This is a genomic window from Pseudomonas sp. C9-3 (assembly GCF_032392015.1).
Taxonomy (GTDB): domain Bacteria; phylum Pseudomonadota; class Gammaproteobacteria; order Pseudomonadales; family Pseudomonadaceae; genus Pseudomonas; species Pseudomonas nitroreducens.
In genome coordinates, this window is record NZ_CP135919.1 from 4767456 (window position 1) to 4785249 (window position 17794).

General features: G+C 62.0%; 12 protein-coding genes and 2 rRNA genes. 3 read left to right on the forward strand and 11 right to left on the reverse strand.

What is annotated here, in order from left to right; translation table 11 throughout:
- Window positions 1-123 precede the first annotated feature (123 nt).
- The 6 genes from rimI to RS899_RS21940 form a co-directional block, all read right to left on the reverse strand.
- A complete protein-coding gene (rimI, locus tag RS899_RS21915) occupies window positions 124-576 on the reverse strand; it encodes a ribosomal protein S18-alanine N-acetyltransferase (RefSeq protein WP_024766615.1) in 453 nt (150 codons plus the stop codon).
- Complete coding sequence (locus tag RS899_RS21920; protein ID WP_315808078.1) at window positions 573-1409, reverse strand: energy transducer TonB; 837 nt, start codon at window positions 1407-1409, stop codon at window positions 573-575. The genes rimI and RS899_RS21920 overlap by 4 nt, the downstream gene beginning before the upstream one ends.
- A gap of 115 nt (window positions 1410-1524) precedes the next feature.
- A complete protein-coding gene (locus RS899_RS21925) occupies window positions 1525-2037 on the reverse strand; it encodes a DUF6160 family protein (protein ID WP_233300442.1) in 513 nt (170 codons plus the stop codon).
- A gap of 18 nt (window positions 2038-2055) precedes the next feature.
- Entirely contained in the window at window positions 2056-3624 is a 1569-nt protein-coding gene (locus RS899_RS21930) for a hypothetical protein (RefSeq protein WP_315808079.1), read from the reverse strand.
- Between the two features lie 16 nt (window positions 3625-3640).
- Complete coding sequence (locus RS899_RS21935) at window positions 3641-4723, reverse strand: hypothetical protein (protein ID WP_233300443.1); 1083 nt, start codon at window positions 4721-4723, stop codon at window positions 3641-3643.
- A 236-nt stretch (window positions 4724-4959) separates the two neighbouring features.
- Window positions 4960-5565 (reverse strand): hypothetical protein, encoded by a 606-nt coding sequence (locus tag RS899_RS21940; protein ID WP_054911231.1) that lies wholly within the window; start codon window positions 5563-5565, stop codon window positions 4960-4962.
- A gap of 217 nt (window positions 5566-5782) precedes the next feature.
- On the opposite strand from RS899_RS21940, the gene mksB reads away from it, so the two are divergent.
- Genes mksB through mksF form a run of 3 tightly spaced genes read left to right on the forward strand, consistent with a single transcriptional unit; the run spans window position 5783 to window position 10630 of the window.
- A complete protein-coding gene (mksB, locus tag RS899_RS21945; RefSeq protein WP_024766610.1) occupies window positions 5783-7060 on the forward strand; it encodes an Mks condensin complex protein MksB in 1278 nt (425 codons plus the stop codon).
- On the forward strand, window positions 7050-7799 hold the full coding sequence (gene mksE / locus RS899_RS21950; RefSeq protein ID WP_054911230.1) for an Mks condensin complex protein MksE: 750 nt from the start codon (window positions 7050-7052) through the stop codon (window positions 7797-7799). The genes mksB and mksE overlap by 11 nt, the downstream gene beginning before the upstream one ends.
- Complete coding sequence (gene mksF, locus RS899_RS21955) at window positions 7796-10630, forward strand: Mks condensin complex protein MksF (RefSeq protein WP_233300446.1); 2835 nt, start codon at window positions 7796-7798, stop codon at window positions 10628-10630. The genes mksE and mksF overlap by 4 nt, the downstream gene beginning before the upstream one ends.
- Before the next feature lie 244 nt (window positions 10631-10874).
- On the opposite strand, the gene RS899_RS21960 is transcribed toward mksF, so the two are convergent.
- The 5 genes from RS899_RS21960 to RS899_RS21980 form a co-directional block, all read right to left on the reverse strand.
- Window positions 10875-13175: a PqiB family protein gene (locus tag RS899_RS21960; RefSeq protein WP_315808080.1), complete on the reverse strand. Its 2301-nt coding sequence runs from the start codon at window positions 13173-13175 to the stop codon at window positions 10875-10877.
- Complete coding sequence (locus RS899_RS21965; RefSeq protein WP_054911227.1) at window positions 13168-13788, reverse strand: paraquat-inducible protein A; 621 nt, start codon at window positions 13786-13788, stop codon at window positions 13168-13170. The genes RS899_RS21960 and RS899_RS21965 overlap by 8 nt, the downstream gene beginning before the upstream one ends.
- Window positions 13775-14431, reverse strand: coding sequence for a paraquat-inducible protein A (locus RS899_RS21970; protein ID WP_024766605.1), 657 nt, complete (start codon window positions 14429-14431; stop codon window positions 13775-13777). Before RS899_RS21970 ends, RS899_RS21965 begins: the two co-directional genes overlap by 14 nt.
- 181 nt (window positions 14432-14612) lie before the next feature.
- Window positions 14613-14728, reverse strand: a 5S ribosomal RNA gene (gene rrf, locus RS899_RS21975).
- A 134-nt stretch (window positions 14729-14862) separates the two neighbouring features.
- Window positions 14863-17754, reverse strand: a 23S ribosomal RNA gene (locus RS899_RS21980).
- Between the last annotated feature and the right edge of the window lie 40 nt (window positions 17755-17794).

Here is a 17794-nt window from a genome sequence, read left to right on the forward strand (position 1 = left end):
GTTCTCGTAGGATGGGTGGAGCGGAGCGATACCCATGCCGCAGACGCACCGATTGATGGGTATCGCTTCGCTCCACACCATCCTACTTCCTGGTCAGTGCGAAGAAGCCCGCGTGGCGGGCGTTCAGTCGACCAGCGTGCAGGCCATCACCAGCGCGTCTTCACGGCCGCCGACTGCCGGGTAGTAATCGCGGCGGCGACCGATTTCATTGAAGCCGTAGCGCTCGTAAAGGCGATAGGCGGGACCGTTGGAGGCGCGGACTTCGAGGAAGCATTCCACTCCGCCCCGCTCGTGGGCGCGCTTCATCAGGTGTTCCAGCAGCGCCAGCCCCAGGCCGCGGCCCTGGCTCTCCGGCTTGACGGTGATGTTGAGCAGGTGCGCTTCATCGAGGATCAGCTGAATCACGCCATGGCCGACCTGCTGGGAACCTTCGAACATCACCCAGCATTCATAGCTTTTCAGCCCATCGGCGAAGGTGCCGCGCGTCCAGGGGTGGCTGAAGGCGGCGTATTCGATCTTGAGTACGGCATCGAGGTCCGCCTCGGTCATCGGGCGGAAAGAAACAGCGTCGCTCATGCAGGTGCCTGACTCATCCAGCGTTGCCGCACTCGGCGCATGGCGCGCCAGAGGTCGGCTTTCAAAGTGGGTTCTTCGGCCAGGCGCTCCAGGCCCGGCAGTGCCCAGGCTACGCCCAGGCCTTCGACCTGCAACTCGCGCAGCAGGGACTCTTCATCGCCCTCGCCGGCGAAGCGTACGGCGGGCATGCCGACCAGCCACAGGCAGGAACACGGGGCGCCCTCCTCCAGCCGCGCGGCGACGAAACCCTGGACGAACTCGCGGGCGGCTTGCGGGCCCTGGTCCATGTTGCCGCGGGAGAACAGCGGCCAGCGTACTGGCTCGCCCATCAGTTGCGGGCTGTCCGGCAGGCCGGCGGCGCGCAGCAGGTCCTTGAGCAGCAGGTAGGCCGGGTCGCGGCTGGTCAGTGGCTCGCCGGTGGGCAGTTCGACCAGCAAGGTGCATTCACCGGCACGCAACAGTTGCAGGGCAAAGCGTGGCGGCGGTGCGACCGGCGCGCGGACAGCCGGTTCGGCTTCCGCCTCGGCCGGCTCTTCGGCCTTGACCGCAACAGCCGGCTTGGCCGCAGCGCCGACCTTGGGCAGCAGGCGCGCAGCGATCGAGCCGGGTTCTGCCGGCATTGCCGGTGCAGCAGGCGCGGGGGTGGCAACCGGGGCGATGGCCTCGCGAGCCACCGCAACGGACGCGGGAGCAATCGGCTCGGCTACGACGGGCGCAGGCGTTTCCAGCAACTCCGGGCGCGACGGAGCGGCGAACGGCAGCACCACGCGCGGCAGCCAACTGGCGACCTGCATAGCGCCAAGGTAGGCGCGGCGACGGGCTTCTTCGATCAAGGGGCGTTTACCTGTGGGTGGTGCCTGCGCGAGCAGGCCGACACGACGAGGCGGGATTGTCGCGTGAAACGCGCTGGGGGGAAAGGCCGGCGGGCGGAGAGCCCGTGCGTTTCGCTTACGGAGTGCCGAAGACGTAGACGTTGCCGGTGAGCTTGACCGCACCGGTAGCCTGGTAGGTGAGCAGGTTGGTCTGCTGCAGGCCGCTGCCGGAAACCTTGCCCTGGTTGGCGCCGCCCAGGGTGAACTGCAGGTTGGTGGCGCTGGCGTTGGTCAGGCCGATCTTCATGGCCTGGCGGTTGAACAGCGCGCCGTCACCGTTGAAGCCATTGTTGATGGTCACCATGTCGATGGACATGCCGTCGAAGCTGAAGGTGCCCTTGATGTTGTCCAGCACGATATAGCCGGTGCTGTTGAGCGGCTGGATCGCCAGGCGCGCACCACAGCCGCCGGTGCAGCGGGTATCGGCGGTGTTGGCGGCGAGGTTGAAGTTGACGCTCAGGCTGACGCCGTCCTGGCCGCTGACATCGGCCATTTCGCTGTCGTCCAGGCCGCGCATCTCGCCGTGGGCGGCGGCGGCCAACAGGAACAGGGGGGCCAGGAGTCGGCTCGAAAGGCGTGCAGTTTTCACGGCGAGTCTCCTCATGCGCTAGCGCGGCAGGTTCACGGTTCGAACGTTCAGGTAGTCGATACGCAGGCCACGGATGGCCTGGGAGCCGACGTCGGTGCCGCTGATGTTCAGGTTGCCGATGCTGATATTGCTCTTCTGCACGTTCTGGTAGAAGGCTTCGTGGTTGGCCCAGGTAACGCCCGGCGCACTGAGTACCAGGTCGCCGTTGCTGGCCACGGAGAGCGTTGCCGGCTGGTAGTTGGCATCGCCCAGGTTGAGGTCGAAGTAGACGTTCTTGGCCACTACCTTGTTGCTGTCGGCGCAGTTCTCGCAGCCGGCGATGATCAATTTGTCGGCATACATCTGCAGGCTCATGGAGGCCTTCAGCCCGGCGGCGTCGCCCCACAGGTTGAGGTAGGAGCCGTTGAGGGTGAAGTTCTCCAGAGCGATGGAGAAGAAGTCCGTGCGCGTGGTGGTCGCGCCAGCCGAGCCGTTGCTGTTGTAGGCCGTGCTGGGCAGGGTGAACTTGGTGGCGATGCCGATATCCAGCCCCTGGATACGCGTGCCGGAGGAAGTCTGCATGGCGCCGGCCACCAGTTGCACCGTGGAGACGTTCTTCTCGGTGCGCGTAATGGTGCCGCTGACGCAAGTGGTGGCGCTGCCGCCTTGCGCACCGCAGAGCTGGACGAACTTGTCGTAGTCGCTGGCGCGCTGGCTGAGGGTGACGCCGTTGCGACTGACGGACCAGGCGGCGCTGAGGTTCTGCTGGGCAGCCGTGAGGTCGCTGGTGCTGGTGTTGTAGGTGTCCACCGAGGCGTTGTAGTTCTTCACCGCGGTGTTGTTGTTGCAGGCGGCGAGGATACCGCAGTCGTACTTCGTCCCCAGCGCCGGGCGGTCCACGCACCAGAGCCCGCAGACCTGGGCAGGCGCCGAGGTGTAACGGGTGTTCATGGTGTTGTAGTTGGTCTTCTGCACCGCCTGGGCCGCATCGACCTGGGTCTCGCGCTGGTTGACCACCGCCATGTCGGCGTCGATGCCGGACTTGAGGCTCACCATGTTGTTCGAATAGGTCGTGAGCAGTGTGTCGCGCTGGGTCTTCAGTGCGCTCAGCTCGCTGTTGATCTTGGTCGTGGCCTGGGCCGGGTTGGTGCAACCGGCCTCACCGTAGAGGCAGCCCTGGTAGTAGGACCAGAGACCGAACTTGTGCGTATCGTTGATCGGGTCGGTCCAGGTCGGCGTCATCAGTTGCAGCGCTTCCTGGTTGGCCGGGATGTTCAGCCCGGCCTTGTACTTGATCGGCCCGAGGGTGAAGGGGTGCATGGGCGTACCCAGATAGGCCTTGGTGTCCAGCGTGCCGCGCTGGCTGCCGGCGCCCTTGATGTAGGCGCCGGTGATGTCCACCTGCACGTCCTGGTTGGCACTGTTCTTCACGCCGGTGATCTTCGAGGTCGCAGCGGCCTGGTCGTAGCTGAAGCCATCGATGAAGAAGCCCAGGCCCGCGCCGCTGACCTCTTCGAGCTGATCATCATCCAGCGCCTTCATGCCCAGCGCCGGCAGGCTGACCAGGCAACCGGCCAGGCAGGCGAATACTGTCGCGCGCCAGCTCATGTCAGCGCTCCTCATGTCAGCAACCCGCCGCTTGCGAGCCCATGCAGGTCGACTGCCGGGGCAGGCCGCGCAGGGCGTCGTAGAGGTTGATCAGGATCGGGTAGACCGCATCCGCGCCGCTACCCACTTTCGGGAAGTTGGCGAAGGCGCCGGACTGGGTGTTGACGAAATTGCCGGCGTTGGCCAGGTCCTGCCAGGGCACGTTCTGGTTCTGCAGGGAGAAGAAGATGCCCTGGGCGCCGGTATTGATGTCGGTGGAGCCCGGCTTGCCGATGTAGATGGTCTTGTAGTTGGTCAGGTCGAAGCAGGTGGTCAACCCCAGCGCCTGGCAATTGCTGGTGGTGGACAGGGTCGGGATCAGCGAGGCGATCAGGCCGCCGGCGTCCGAATGCAGCGAGTCGCCCTTGGCGATGCCGATCTGGGTCGCACGGTTGATCGGCTGGCCATTGATGGTGGCCTCGCCGGTGCCGGCCTTGAGCAGAACCACGTCGGCGTATACCGGCGTGTCCCCGGCAACAGCCAGCGCCAGGCAGTTGATCAGGTTCGGGCAGCCGTTGCGGGTGTAGTAGTCGTAGGCGATGGATGCCGGGCCGTAGATCTGCCCCTGTAGGTTGCCGGTGATCGACAGGATGTCACCGGAGAGATCGCCCTGCGCCTTGCCAAAGCCGACCCGTGCGCCCACCAGTTGGCGCACGCCGTTGTTGGTCTGGAAGGCGAACTCGACGTACGGATCCTGGATCTGGAACGGCACCACCTTGGCATCGGCGGAATTGGCGTTGTCCACCCGTCCCAGGGCGAAGTTGTTGATCAGGATATCCGCCGGCTGGCCGGAGACGGTAGTGGAACCGGTGCGGCTGTAGTTGCCCAGGCTCAACTGATCGATGTTGGTCAGCAGGCTGATATCGGCGCCGAAGTTGAGCCGGGTGTACTGGTAGTTCTGGTAGGTGGAAGCGTCGACGGTGAGCATCGCGCCCTGGCCGGAGATGGCGGACAGCTCTTCATCGTTCATCGACTGCATGCGCGCCTGGGCGGAAAAGGCCAGCAGGCCGCCGCAGAACAAGGCAAGGGCACGCATGAGCGGACCGGAGGACTGACGCATGGCACTCTCCTTTCCTGGCCCCCTGTTCGCGAGAGCCTGTTGTTATTCGTCGGGCTTATCGGGTCAGGAAGCAGGTCGAGACTCGGCGCCGTGATGCCACTATAGGAACTCACCCGCCACGGCGGGCCGACCCATAGTCGAGTAAATCGCTCCGAACGATAGACGAAGAATGGAAAGTCCGGGCCCGGTTGTTACCCATCGTCACACCCGGGTGACAGACTCGGGCGGCCGAAAGCTCACTGGTGGCGGAACAGGCCGATCAGGTGCTCGGCGATCGCGCCCTTGATGGCGTCCAGGTTCAGCCGCGAATGGGCCTGCAGCTTGGCAGTGTTCAGCCGATGCAGGTGCAGCGAGGGCATGCGCGCCTCGTACTCGCGCAAGTCGCCCTTCACCAGCACCGGCAGGAAGATGTCCCCACGCATCCGGTAACGGTTGATCAGCAGCTTCAGGCCATCCTGGAAGGGCAGCTCCCGCGACGCTACCAGCCGGTGCTCGCCGGGGATCTTCAGGTACAGGCCGCTGTAGCCCATGGTCTCGCCGGGCAGGATATGGATGCCGGTGGGCTCCACCGCATCGCCGGGAATGTCGTGGAAGGTATCGAACCAGGCCTGCTCGTCCGGGAGGATGGTGATGCCGCCCTCCTGGCTCTCCGGAATCACGAAGCTGTAGTTGCTGTAGAGCTTCTCGACGTACGACGAATAGATGCACAAGCGATTTTCGAAGCGCTGCAGGAAAGCGATGGCTTCATTGCGATCGGTGATCGCATCCAGGTCCCAGTCGAGGTCGTTCTGGCGTTCCAGTTCGGCCCAGCGGGCTTTGGCAAGTGCGGCGTCGTAGGTCATGGCAGCGATCAGCCTTTCGATATCCCGGCTCTGATAACAGGCTATGGCAAAAAACTTGCCAGAAAATTCAGTGAGTTAGCCCTGATTTTCCGTGAACCAGCGCACACCTGGGGCGCTGTCGCCGTCGCAAACTGACGCGTTTCGTCACCCTGTCGGCCAGGGGGGGACCTTTGCAGTACAATCGCCCCCTTTGTTCATTCCGGGCCCAACCAAGCCGATGATCGACCCACGACGCGTACTCCGCGCCCTCGCCGAACACTGGGTGCTGCTCGAACCGCTGTGCGAGCGCTTCGACGCCGGCACCTTGAGCCTGGTGGAGCTGCGTATCCAGCTCACCAGCCAGTTGCCCGACAGCACCCCGGTGGACATCACCGCCCTGCTCGACCAGTGGGTCCGCCTGGACATCCTCGTCCCGGTGGCCAAGAGCCCCAACCGCTTCGAGCTGAACGCGCAGATCCACGACTTCCTCGCCTACCTGCGCCAGGAACACCGCCTGGGCCTGTGCCTGGAGATCGAAGCCTACCTGCGCCACCTCGAGCGCCTCGCCGGCTACATCCGCGAGGCTTTCGAGGCGCGCGACGGCAACGACCTGGCCCGGCAACTGCGCCTGCTCGACATGCGCGTGCGCGACGTGCTGAAGAAGCTCGCCAACGACGAACAGGCGCTGGTCGCCGTGGCCGATCGGGCCAAGACCCAGGACCGGCAGATTCCGCTGCGCCAGCGCTATGCGGAAGTCCTGGCGACCTGGGACGAATACGTCGAACCGATGATCCAGCTGGTTTCCGCCGACGGCGCCTTCGAACAGGGCGTGCACCGCGTGGAGCAGGTACTGTTGCGCCTGCTCAGCGAACAGGCGCGCCTCGGCCAACTGGTGGATGACGACCAATTGCTGCGCACCCACGCGCGCATCCTGGAAATGCAGACCACCGCCCAGCTCACCCTGCGCCGCGCCCGCGAACTGCTGCTGCCGTTGCGTGAGGAAGCGCGCCGGCACAACGCGATCACCCGTGGCGCCGCCCTGGCGCTGTCGGTCATCCGTCGCAAGGGCATCGACGCCGTGCCCCAGGCGGCGATGCCGATGTTCACCCGGCCGCAGAGCAACTTCCTCGGCACCGCCTCGCAGGTCGAGAGCTACGTCTTCGCCCTCGCCAACTTCCAGCCCAAGCCTGCGCATTTCCCCAAGGCCAGTGGCAATCGCAAGAGCGACGGCCCGCAGCGCTCGCCACGCACCGCGCGGGAAATGCTCGACCGCTGCCAGGCCGCGCTGCCCCTGCCGGACCTGATGCAATGGCTGCTGGAGCAGGAACCCGAAGGCGCCACCGACGAACTGCTCTACTGGTTCTCGCGCCTGTCGCGCGATGCCCGCTTCCAGCGCGACCGCCTCGAGCGCGCGCAATACGACACTCTCCAGCACAGCGTCAGCCTGTGCTCCTTCGCCCTGATCGCCGGCCCGACCGCTGGCAAGGACAGCAAGAGCGAATCGCATGCAGATTAATCTCACCGAAATGACCCAGCTCGCGCCAATCTTCCGCGAGCTGTTCAAGGGCTTCCACATCAGCCGCCGTGATCCGGAGCTGTACAGCCAGCTGTCCAACCAGCAGGACGCCTACCGCGCGCTGTTCCGCAGCCTGGGCTACGAACTGGTCTGCGATACCCGCGGCTTCTACTACTTCGTCCCCGAGCAGACCGGCGCCCAGGTGAACAAGACCGCCCAGCGCCTGGCACTGTTCACCTTCATCCTGGTCGAACACCTCGCCGACCAGGGCCGCGACCCGCTGGCCGTCCTCGACGGCGGCAGCATCGGCCGCGACGAGCTGCCGCCACTGCTGGAGAAGTACCGCGACCTATTCCTGCAGGCCGAAGTGACCACCCAGGAAGAACTGGAAGAGAAGGTTATGCGCCGCCTCACCCAGCTCGGTTTCGCCGCCGAGGACAACGGCGTGTACCGCTTCCTGCCGCCGATCCACCGCTTCCTCGACGTCTGCCTGTCGGTCCAGCAGGACCGCGACCTGGCCAGCAACCTGCACGCCAGCGAAATGCAGTTCACCGCGCCCGCGCTGATGGAAGAGGACGATGAGCCGGTAGTGATCCTGGAGTCCTACGCCAACGAACCGCTGGAAGACAGCGAAGACGCCATCGTGGTGATCGACGAACCCGCTGCCATCGCGGAAGAAGAGAGCGAAGAAGACGCCCTCGCCCGCGCCATCGCCGAAGAACAGGAGGCCCAGGCATGACTCAGGAACGCTACGGCATCCGCCGCTTCGCCCTGCTCAACACCGCCGGCTACAGCCTCGGCATCTTCCCGCTGGAACAGCCACTGTCGGTCTACGGCGCGAACAACCTCGGCAAGTCGGCGTCGATCAACGCGCTGCAGTTCCCGATCCTCGCGCGCATGTCCGACATGAGCTTCGGCAAGTACAGCCTGGAAGCCTCGCGCAAGTTCTACTTCGCCACCGACACCAGCTACATCCTCATCGAGCTGGACCTGCCCAACGGCCGCCATGTGATCGGCGTCGGCGGCCGCGGTCCGGGCGGCGGCTTCGGCCACCAGTTCTTCGCCTACCAGGGCGAGTTGGACCTTGAGCACTACCAGAAGAACGGCACCTGCCTGCGCCTGCGCGAGCTGTATGCCAACCTCGAGCGCGAGGGCATCAAGTCCTATGAACTGAAGCCCGACGAGCTGCGTCGCCTGCTGGTCGGCGGCCACACCTCGATCCCGCTGGACCTGACCCTGATCCCGCTGCGCTCCACCAGCGAACAGAGCCTGAAGACCTTCCGCTCGCTGTTCATCAACCTGCTGCACATGCGCGAGATCACCGCCGCCAAGCTCAAGCAGCTGTTCCTCGATGCCTTCGAGCACAGCCTGCGTTCGGGCAGCGTCGACTACATCGCCGCCTGCGAGGAAGCCTTCCGCGACGTACGCCGCATGGAAGGTGACTACCAGGCCCTGGTCGCCGCCGGCCCGCTGGTCGAGGCCCTGGCCAACGGCGTGCAGCAGCGCGAACTGCTGCGCGGCAAGATGCACCGCCTCTCGCCGCTGCTGGATAACCTGCTGGGTACCTGGGAAGACTATTCCGGCGCGCGCAAGGAAGAGCTGGTCATCCAGGCCGAGCACTACAAGCGCGAGCAGGACGGCCTGCAGAACGAGCAGCGCGGCAGCACCGCCGAGCTGATGCGCCTGGAGCGCGAGATCAGCGAGATCCAGCGCTGGATGGGCGAACTCGCCGTGCTGAAGAACCGCTTCGCGCTGGTCGATGACGTCAAGGTCCTGGAACAGCAACTGCTCGCCGCCAAGGACGCCCACGACGAACTGGCCGGCGCCCTGGCACACTCCCGGCAGTTCTCCAGCGAAGACCTGGAAGAACGCATGCGCGATCTGGAAAAACGCCTGAAAGGCGTTCGCCAGCAACTCGAGCACGCCGACAACAACAGCTATGCCCGCCTGCGCGAGGAATTCTCCCAGCAGGACGTGGAGCGTCTGATGCGTCTGTTCAACGGCGCGCTGTTCAGCCTGCCGCTGGGCGAAAAAGGCGTAGACCTCGACGAAGCCGGCCAGTGGGTCGGCAGCGTCGAGAAGATCCTCGATGCCTTCAAGGGCGAGCGCTTCGAAGTGCCCGGCCTCTCCATCGACATCTCCACCATCGAGCCACCAGCCCTGCAAGCCCTGGCCGACCGCGCCGCGCTGCGCGACCAGAAGGAACGCCTGGAGAAGGAGCTCAAGCAGCTCAAGACCCAGCAGGCCGTCGCCGCCGACCGCAATGCCAGCAAGGCGCAAGCGGACAAGTTCTATCAGGACGTGCTCGATGCGCAGAAGGCGCTGGAAGACTTCCGTCGCAGCCAGACGCTCAACGCCGAAGAGCCGGCCAAGCTGGAGCAACTCGCCCAGCTGGAAGCCACCCAGGACGAACTCAAGCGCTCCGCCGACGCCTTCACCGAACGCGTCCAGCAGCTCTCCGCCAAACTGCAGCTGATCGGCCGCCAGTTGGCCGACATGGAAGCCAAGCAACGCACCCTCGACGATGCCCTGCGCCGCCGCCAACTGCTGCCGGCCAACCTGCCGTTCGGCATCCCGTTCATGGACCCGGTCGACGACTCCATGGACAACCTGCTGCCGCTGCTCAACGACTATCAGGACACCTGGCAATCGCTGCAGCGTGTGGACGGTCAGATCGAGGCGCTGTACGCCCAGGTGCGCCTCAAGGGCGTGGCCAAGTTCGACAGCGAGGATGATCCGGAGCGTCGCCTGCAACTGCTGATCAACGCTTACGCACACCGCACTGACGAAGCCATGACCCTGGCCAAGGCGCGCCGTGCAGCCGTCACCGACATCGCCCGTACCCTGCGCAACATCCGCAGCGACTACGACAACCTGGAACACCAATTGGCGCTGTTCAACCGCGAGATCAACAAGCGCCAGGTATCCAACCTGCAAAGCTTCCGCATCGTACTGGCGCCCAACAAGGACGCGCTCAAGCACATCGACCAGATCATCCACAGCGCCGGCCAGTACGAAGAGGGCGAGAACCTCTCCGTCTTCGACCTGACCCAGAGCGCCGAGCAGGATGCGAAGAACGAGGAAGCCAAGGACTACCTGTCGCGCCTGGTGGCGGCGAACAACAACCAGTTGGGCCTGAAGGACCTGTTCGAGCTGGCGTTCGAGATCACCAAGATGGGCGGCCAGCCGATCATGCACACCGACATCGACGGTGCGGCATCCAACGGCACCACCATGACCATCAAGGCGCTGACCAACATGTACCTGTTGCTGCACCTGATGGACCGCGAGCAGGCCGGCCGCGTGCGTCTGCCCTACTACCTCGACGAGGCGGCGGACATCGACGAACGCAACCAGTCGGCGCTGCTGGAGACCAGCCTGCAGCTGGGCTTCGTGCCGATCCTGGCGAGCGTGAAGCCGCAGGTCTCAGCCCAGGTGGCCATCGACCTGGAAGGCGGCAGCGGTCCGAACGGTATCTATATCGACGAGGCAGACTGGAAGTACATCCGTCGCCGGGACACTGAAAAGGCTGCGCACAACGACGTGGAAGCCAGCGCCGAACCGGCGTAACACTTTCTCGGCGTTAACGAAAAAGCCCCGCCATGCGGGGCTTTTTCCTTTCCGACTCTGCGCGACCCTGCACTTGTAGGAGCGAGCTTGCTCGCGAACCGCATAACGCCGAAGCCTATTCGATACCCATTGCTGATGGGTACCGGTGCGCACCACGCCCCCCTACAAACGCTGCTCGTGCACCCACCGAGCCCGTGGAATGAAAAGGGCCGCTGATGCGGCCCTTTTCCTGTACGGCTGAAACTCAGTTCGCCTTCCCAAGCGGAATCTTCGGCGCCCAGTCCAGCCACTTCTCGTCGTACTCGTCGAACAACGCGAAGGTCTGCCCGGGTTTGGCCGGCGAGCCCATTTCGTCGTTGTTCGGTGTCGCGAAGGCCACGCCGCCGGCGAGGATGGTTTCCATCGACTCCGTACGCAGCTTCACGCCTTTGAACAAACCTGCGTCGACACCGACGCCACTGGTATTCCAGAAGCGGCTGCCCGTCCGCACCAGCGCTGCATAGCGTGGCTCGATGAGGATGTGGACCAGCACGCGGTCTGCCGTCTCGCCCAGCTCGAAGGAAGTGACCTTGCCGACCTGCACCTCGCGGTAAGTCACCGGAACCCCAGCCTTGAGCGAACCCCGTCGAGACGCACTCAGGGTCAGGCGCAGGCCGTCAGCATCCAGCAGGCGGTTGGGTTCGCCGCCCAGCAGGCTGAAGCTGGTCTGCGCTTGGCCGGCCTTGGGCGCCGGCAACACTTCGATGTACTGGCCACTGACGATGGTGCTCAGGTTGGACACGCCGGAAAGACCGACCTGCGGGCCCACTACCCAGAAACGCGTTCCCTGCCGGGCGATGCGATCCGCCCCCCGGGTGAGGCGCGCCTTCAGTTGCACGGACTGCAGGTCCTTGCTCAGATCGACCTGCTCGATGCGGCCAACCTCCAGCCCCTTGTAGCGCAGGACAGTGCCTTCCTTCAGACCGTCCGCCGTATCGGCGCGCAGGTCGATGATCTGGCCCTTGAGGTGCGCATCGACCTCGCTGTCGTACAGCGCGAAGCGGCGCACCTTGGTCACCGGAGCCGCCTTCGGGTCCGGGGTATCGAAGGCGATGCCGCCAGCGATCAGCGTCTGCAGCGACTCGCTCTTCAGCTTGATCCCGTCCAGGCCGCCGCTGATGGTGACGCCACTGATGTTCCAGAAGCGCGAAGAGGTATTCACCAGCTTGGCGTACTCCGGCTCGATGTGGACACCGATGATCAGCCGCGAAGGGTCACGACGGGAGAGCTGGTAACTCTGCACGCTGCCCACTTTCATCTGGCGGTAGAGGATCGGTGTACCGACCTCCAGCGACCCCAGTTGATCTGTGGTCAGTACCAGATGCAGGCCCGGCGAGTCGAGATTCAACGGAGGCGCTTTCGGGCGGATGACGAAGTCACGGGTCGGATCGCCGCCACTGGCGAATCGCACACTCAGATAGTTGCCCTTCACCAGCGCCTCCAGCCCGGTGATGCCCGCCAGCGAGATGCTCGGCTTGACCATCCAGAACTCGGTCTTGCTGTTGAGGAAGTCCTCGGTGCGCGGGTCCATGGACAAGGTGGCGGTGGCGCCATTGAAATCCTTGTCCATGTCGATGCTCTTCACCGTGCCGACCTGCACGCCGTTGTACATCACCGGCGTACTGCCCGGGGTCAGGCCGCTGACGTCGCTGACCTTCACCTTGACGCTGAGGCCGGCCTGAGCCGCGTCGAAGTCCTCATACAGGCGGAACGGCTTGGTCGGGTCGGTGGGCGGGCTGTCCGGGTAATTGTCAGGCGTCGAGAAGGCGATACCGCCGGCCGCGATGCTCGCCAGCGACTCGGTACGCAGCTTCAGGCCGCTGAGGCTGCCGGACAGGGTGATGCCGCTGGCGTTCCAGAAACGCGTGTGCTTACGCACCAGGTTGGCGTAGGCTGGCTCGATGTGGACCTTCACCTCGATGGTCTTCTGGTCCTCCGCCAGGCGGTAGCTCTTCACCTGGCCAACCTGGATCTGCCGGTAGTAGATCGGGCTGCCCTGCTCCAGTGAACCGAGGCGCTCTGCCTTCAAGGTCAGGTGCAAGCCCGGCAGGGAGTCGGACAGCGGCGGCGGCTCCTTCAGCGCAGAGAACTCTCTCTGTTGCTCGCCCTTCACCGGATCGATGGCGATGTAGTTGCCGGACACAAGGGTCTCCAGCCCGGTGACGCCGGCAATCGAAACGCGTGGCTTCACCAGCCAGAAACGCGTTCCCTTGCTGAGGTACTCGGCAGCCTCCTTGCGCATCTCCACGGTTGCCGTGACGCCAAGGGTGGGCTGGTTGACGTGAAGGTCGACCACTTTGCCGACGCCGATCCCCTTGAAGATCACCTCGGTCTTGTTGGCCTGGATCCCCTCGCCGCTCTCGAACTGGATGTTGATCACGATCCCCGCCTGGTCGTATGCACGCCAGGCCAGCCAGGCACCGATCGCCAGCGCGACCAATGGCAGGATCCAGATTGCCGACCAGTTGGTGGTCTTGCGCATCTTGGGTTTGGGGAGATCACTCATCGTCGTTTTCCGCGTCCGTGTTATCCCAGATCAGCCGGGGATCGAAAGTCACTGCCGCCAGCATGGTAAGCACCACCACGCAGGCAAAGGCGGCTGCACCGAGGTTCGCCTCGATGCTGGCCAGATTGCCGAAGTTCACCAGCGTCACCAGGATCGCGATGACGAAGATGTCGAGCATCGACCAACGGCCGATCCACTCGATAAAGCGGTACATGATGATGCGTTGCTTGGCGGACATCGGCTGGTGCCGCTGCACCGAGTAGAGCAGCAGGGCAATGCCCACCAGTTTGAACGTCGGCACCAGGATGCTGGCGATGAACACCACCGCCGCGACCGGCAGCATATCCGCATTGATCAGCTCGACCACGCCTTCCATGATGGTGGCGGGCATACCGTTGCCGAGGAAGTTGACCGTCATGATCGGCAGCAGGTTGGCCGGGATATAGAGCACCGCGGCGGTGATCAGCAAGGCCCAGGTACGGGTCAGGCTGTTCGGGCGGCGGTCATGCACCAGCGCACCGCAGCGGCTGCAATGGGTCTCGTCATCCACCTCACGACGATTGAGCTGATGGCATTCGCCACAAACCAGAATATCGGCATCAATGGCTCGCATCATCGAACTCCCCGGACAGTTCACCCCAGACCTGATGATGGGACATGGTCACTTCGAGCCACACCTGGGTGAACAGCAGCCCGATGAAACACGCCAGGCCGACGCTGACATGCAACTCGGCCATGTCGATCAGCTTGACGATAGCAACGATGATCCCCATCAGGTAAACCTCCAGCATGCCCCACTCGCGCAGGTGCTGGTAACCGCGGAGCAACAACATCCCCTGGTCGCGCCAGACCTTGAAACGTATGGTCAGCAGGACAAACAGCTGGCACAGCAACTTGGCCAGAGGGATCACCATGCTGCAGAGGAAGACCAGGACCGCGACGCCCTTCATATCGGACTCGTACAGACCGATTACGCCGCTCCATACCGTGTCCATGCTGGTCTGGCCAAGAATGGTAATGTGCATGATCGGCAGGAAATTCGCCGGGATATAGAGCAACAGCGCCGTCAGCACCAGGGCCAGCGCACGCCGGATCATATGGGGACGGTGGATCTCCAGCTCATAGCCGCAGCGTGGGCAAACGGAGCGATGCCCTGACGGAACAGGCTCGCGACGCATCAGCAGGTCGCACTCGTGGCAAGCCGTCAGCTCCTCCAGAGGCAGATCCTGCAAGGCATGTCCTTCGACTTCGGGCATGTAGGCACTCAGGGAAAATTTGTCGCTATTGTAGACGACCCAACCCTCGATTCGGTGCCCGGAAATTGTCTCGAAAACTCTGGAAACCGAGCGGCCGTGCCAACCCAGGCGAACCCGACGTTCCCGCGCGCAAAAGCAAAACCCCCGGCCAGCGAAGCTGACCAGGGGTCTTGGGATAGGAGCTTGACGATGACCTACTCTCACATGGAGAAACTCCACACTACCATCGGCGATGCGTCGTTTCACTACTGAGTTCGGGATGGGATCAGGTGGTTCCAACGCTCTATGGTCGTCAAGCAATTCTTTACGGACGCTCGTGGCAGTTGCACACGCTCATCCAGATTCGGGTATGTGACAGGTATTTGCGGTTCACACGAACTTTCGGTTCGTTACGTCTTCACCGTACAACACGCAAATTGTTTGGGTGTTATATGGTCAAGCCTCACGGGCAATTAGTATCGGTTAGCTCAACGCCTCACAGCGCTTACACACCCGACCTATCAACGTCGTAGTCTTCGACGGCCCTTTAGGGGAATCAAGTTCCCAGTGAGATCTCATCTTGAGGCTAGTTTCCCGCTTAGATGCTTTCAGCGGTTATCTATTCCGAACATAGCTACCCGGCAATGCCACTGGCGTGACAACCGGAACACCAGAGGTTCGTCCACTCCGGTCCTCTCGTACTAGGAGCAGCCCCTCTCAAATCTCAAACGTCCACGGCAGATAGGGACCGAACTGTCTCACGACGTTCTAAACCCAGCTCGCGTACCACTTTAAATGGCGAACAGCCATACCCTTGGGACCGGCTTCAGCCCCAGGATGTGATGAGCCGACATCGAGGTGCCAAACACCGCCGTCGATATGAACTCTTGGGCGGTATCAGCCTGTTATCCCCGGAGTACCTTTTATCCGTTGAGCGATGGCCCTTCCATACAGAACCACCGGATCACTAAGACCTACTTTCGTACCTGCTCGACGTGTCTGTCTCGCAGTCAAGCGCGCTTTTGCCTTTATACTCTACGACCGATTTCCGACCGGTCTGAGCGCACCTTCGTACTCCTCCGTTACTCTTTAGGAGGAGACCGCCCCAGTCAAACTGCCCACCATACACTGTCCTCGATCCGGATAACGGACCAGAGTTAGAACCTCAAGCATGCCAGGGTGGTATTTCAAGGATGGCTCCACGCAGACTGGCGTCCACGCTTCAAAGCCTCCCACCTATCCTACACAAGCAGGCTCAAAGTCCAGTGCAAAGCTACAGTAAAGGTTCACGGGGTCTTTCCGTCTAGCCGCGGATACACTGCATCTTCACAGCGATTTCAATTTCACTGAGTCTCGGGTGGAGACAGCGCCGCCATCGTTACGCCATTCGTGCAGGTCGGAACTTACCCGACAAGGAATTTCGCTACCTTAGGACCGTTATAGTTACGGCCGCCGTTTACCGGGGCTTCGATCAAGAGCTTCGCTTTCGCTAACCCCATCAATTAACCTTCCGGCACCGGGCAGGCGTCACACCCTATACGTCCACTTTCGTGTTTGCAGAGTGCTGTGTTTTTAATAAACAGTCGCAGCGGCCTGGTATCTTCGACCGGCATGGGCTTACGGAGTAAATCCTTAACCCTCGCCGGCGCACCTTCTCCCGAAGTTACGGTGCCATTTTGCCTAGTTCCTTCACCCGAGTTCTCTCAAGCGCCTTGGTATTCTCTACCCAACCACCTGTGTCGGTTTGGGGTACGGTTCCTAGTTACCTGAAGCTTAGAAGCTTTTCCTGGAAGCATGGCATCAACCACTTCATCATCTGAAAGATGACTCGTCATCAGCTCTCGGCATTAAGACCCCGGATTTACCTAAGATCTCTGCCTACCACCTTAAACTTGGACAACCAACGCCAAGCTGGCCTAGCCTTCTCCGTCCCTCCATCGCAGTAACTAGAAGTACAGGAATATTAACCTGTTTCCCATCGACTACGCTCTTCAGCCTCGCCTTAGGGACCGACTAACCCTGCGTCGATTAACGTTGCGCAGGAACCCTTGGTCTTTCGGCGTGGGAGTTTTTCACTCCCATTGTCGTTACTCATGTCAGCATTCGCACTTCTGATACCTCCAGCAAGCTTCTCAACTCACCTTCACAGGCTTACAGAACGCTCCTCTACCGCGCATCTTGCGATGCACCCGTAGCTTCGGTGTATGGTTTGAGCCCCGTTACATCTTCCGCGCAGGCCGACTCGACTAGTGAGCTATTACGCTTTCTTTAAAGGGTGGCTGCTTCTAAGCCAACCTCCTAGCTGTCTAAGCCTTCCCACATCGTTTACCACTTAACCATAACTTTGGGACCTTAGCTGACGGTCTGGGTTGTTTCCCTTTTCACGACGGACGTTAGCACCCGCCGTGTGTCTCCCACGCTGACACTTCCAGGTATTCGGAGTTTGCATCGGTTTGGTAAGTCGGGATGACCCCCTAGCCGAAACAGTGCTCTACCCCCTGGAGTGATACGTGAGGCGCTACCTAAATAGCTTTCGAGGAGAACCAGCTATCTCCGAGCTTGATTAGCCTTTCACTCCGATCCACAAGTCATCCCCTACCTTTTCAACGGGAGTGGGTTCGGTCCTCCAGTCAGTGTTACCTAACCTTCAACCTGCTCATGGATAGATCGCCCGGTTTCGGGTCTATACCCAGCGACTAAAACGCCCTATTAAGACTCGCTTTCGCTACGCCTTCCCTATACGGTTAAGCTCGCCACTGAATATAAGTCGCTGACCCATTATACAAAAGGTACGCAGTCACCTAACAAAGTAGGCTCCCACTGCTTGTACGCATACGGTTTCAGGTTCTATTTCACTCCCCTCTCCGGGGTTCTTTTCGCCTTTCCCTCACGGTACTGGTTCACTATCGGTCAGTCAGTAGTATTTAGCCTTGGAGGATGGTCCCCCCATATTCAGACAAAGTTTCTCGTGCTCCGTCCTACTCGATTTCACTTCAAAGAACCTTTCACATACGGGGCTATCACCCACTATGGCCGCACTTTCCAGAGCGTTCTGTTAGATTCAAAGAAGCTTAAGGGCTAGTCCCCGTTCGCTCGCCACTACTAAGGGAATCTCGGTTGATTTCTTTTCCTCAGGGTACTTAGATGTTTCAGTTCCCCTGGTTCGCCTCTTGCACCTATGTATTCAGTACAAGATACCCAGCTTATGCCGGGTGGGTTTCCCCATTCAGAGATCTCCGGATCAAAGTCTGTTTGCCGACTCCCCGAAGCTTATCGCAGGCTACCACGTCTTTCATCGCCTCTGACTGCCAAGGCATCCACCGTATGCGCTTCTTCACTTGACCATATAACCCCAAGCAATCTGGTTATTGTCTCGAACGTGAA

Bases quoted from the DNA above. Each gene is read 5' to 3' on its own strand.
- RS899_RS21970 (WP_024766605.1), bottom strand. From the start codon at position 14,431: ATGCCCGAAGTCGAAGGACATGCCTTGCAGGATCTGCCTCTGGAGGAG.
- RS899_RS21960 (WP_315808080.1), bottom strand. From the start codon at position 13,175: ATGAGTGATCTCCCCAAACCCAAGATGCGCAAGACCACCAACTGGTCG.
- RS899_RS21930 (WP_315808079.1), bottom strand. From the start codon at position 3,624: ATGAGCTGGCGCGCGACAGTATTCGCCTGCCTGGCCGGTTGCCTGGTC.
- RS899_RS21965 (WP_054911227.1), bottom strand. From the start codon at position 13,788: ATGCGAGCCATTGATGCCGATATTCTGGTTTGTGGCGAATGCCATCAG.
- rimI (WP_024766615.1), bottom strand. From the start codon at position 576: ATGAGCGACGCTGTTTCTTTCCGCCCGATGACCGAGGCGGACCTCGAT.
- mksF (WP_233300446.1), top strand. From the start codon at position 7,796: ATGACTCAGGAACGCTACGGCATCCGCCGCTTCGCCCTGCTCAACACC.
- mksB (WP_024766610.1), top strand. From the start codon at position 5,783: ATGATCGACCCACGACGCGTACTCCGCGCCCTCGCCGAACACTGGGTG.
- mksE (WP_054911230.1), top strand. From the start codon at position 7,050: ATGCAGATTAATCTCACCGAAATGACCCAGCTCGCGCCAATCTTCCGC.
- RS899_RS21935 (WP_233300443.1), bottom strand. From the start codon at position 4,723: ATGCGTCAGTCCTCCGGTCCGCTCATGCGTGCCCTTGCCTTGTTCTGC.
- RS899_RS21940 (WP_054911231.1), bottom strand. From the start codon at position 5,565: ATGACCTACGACGCCGCACTTGCCAAAGCCCGCTGGGCCGAACTGGAA.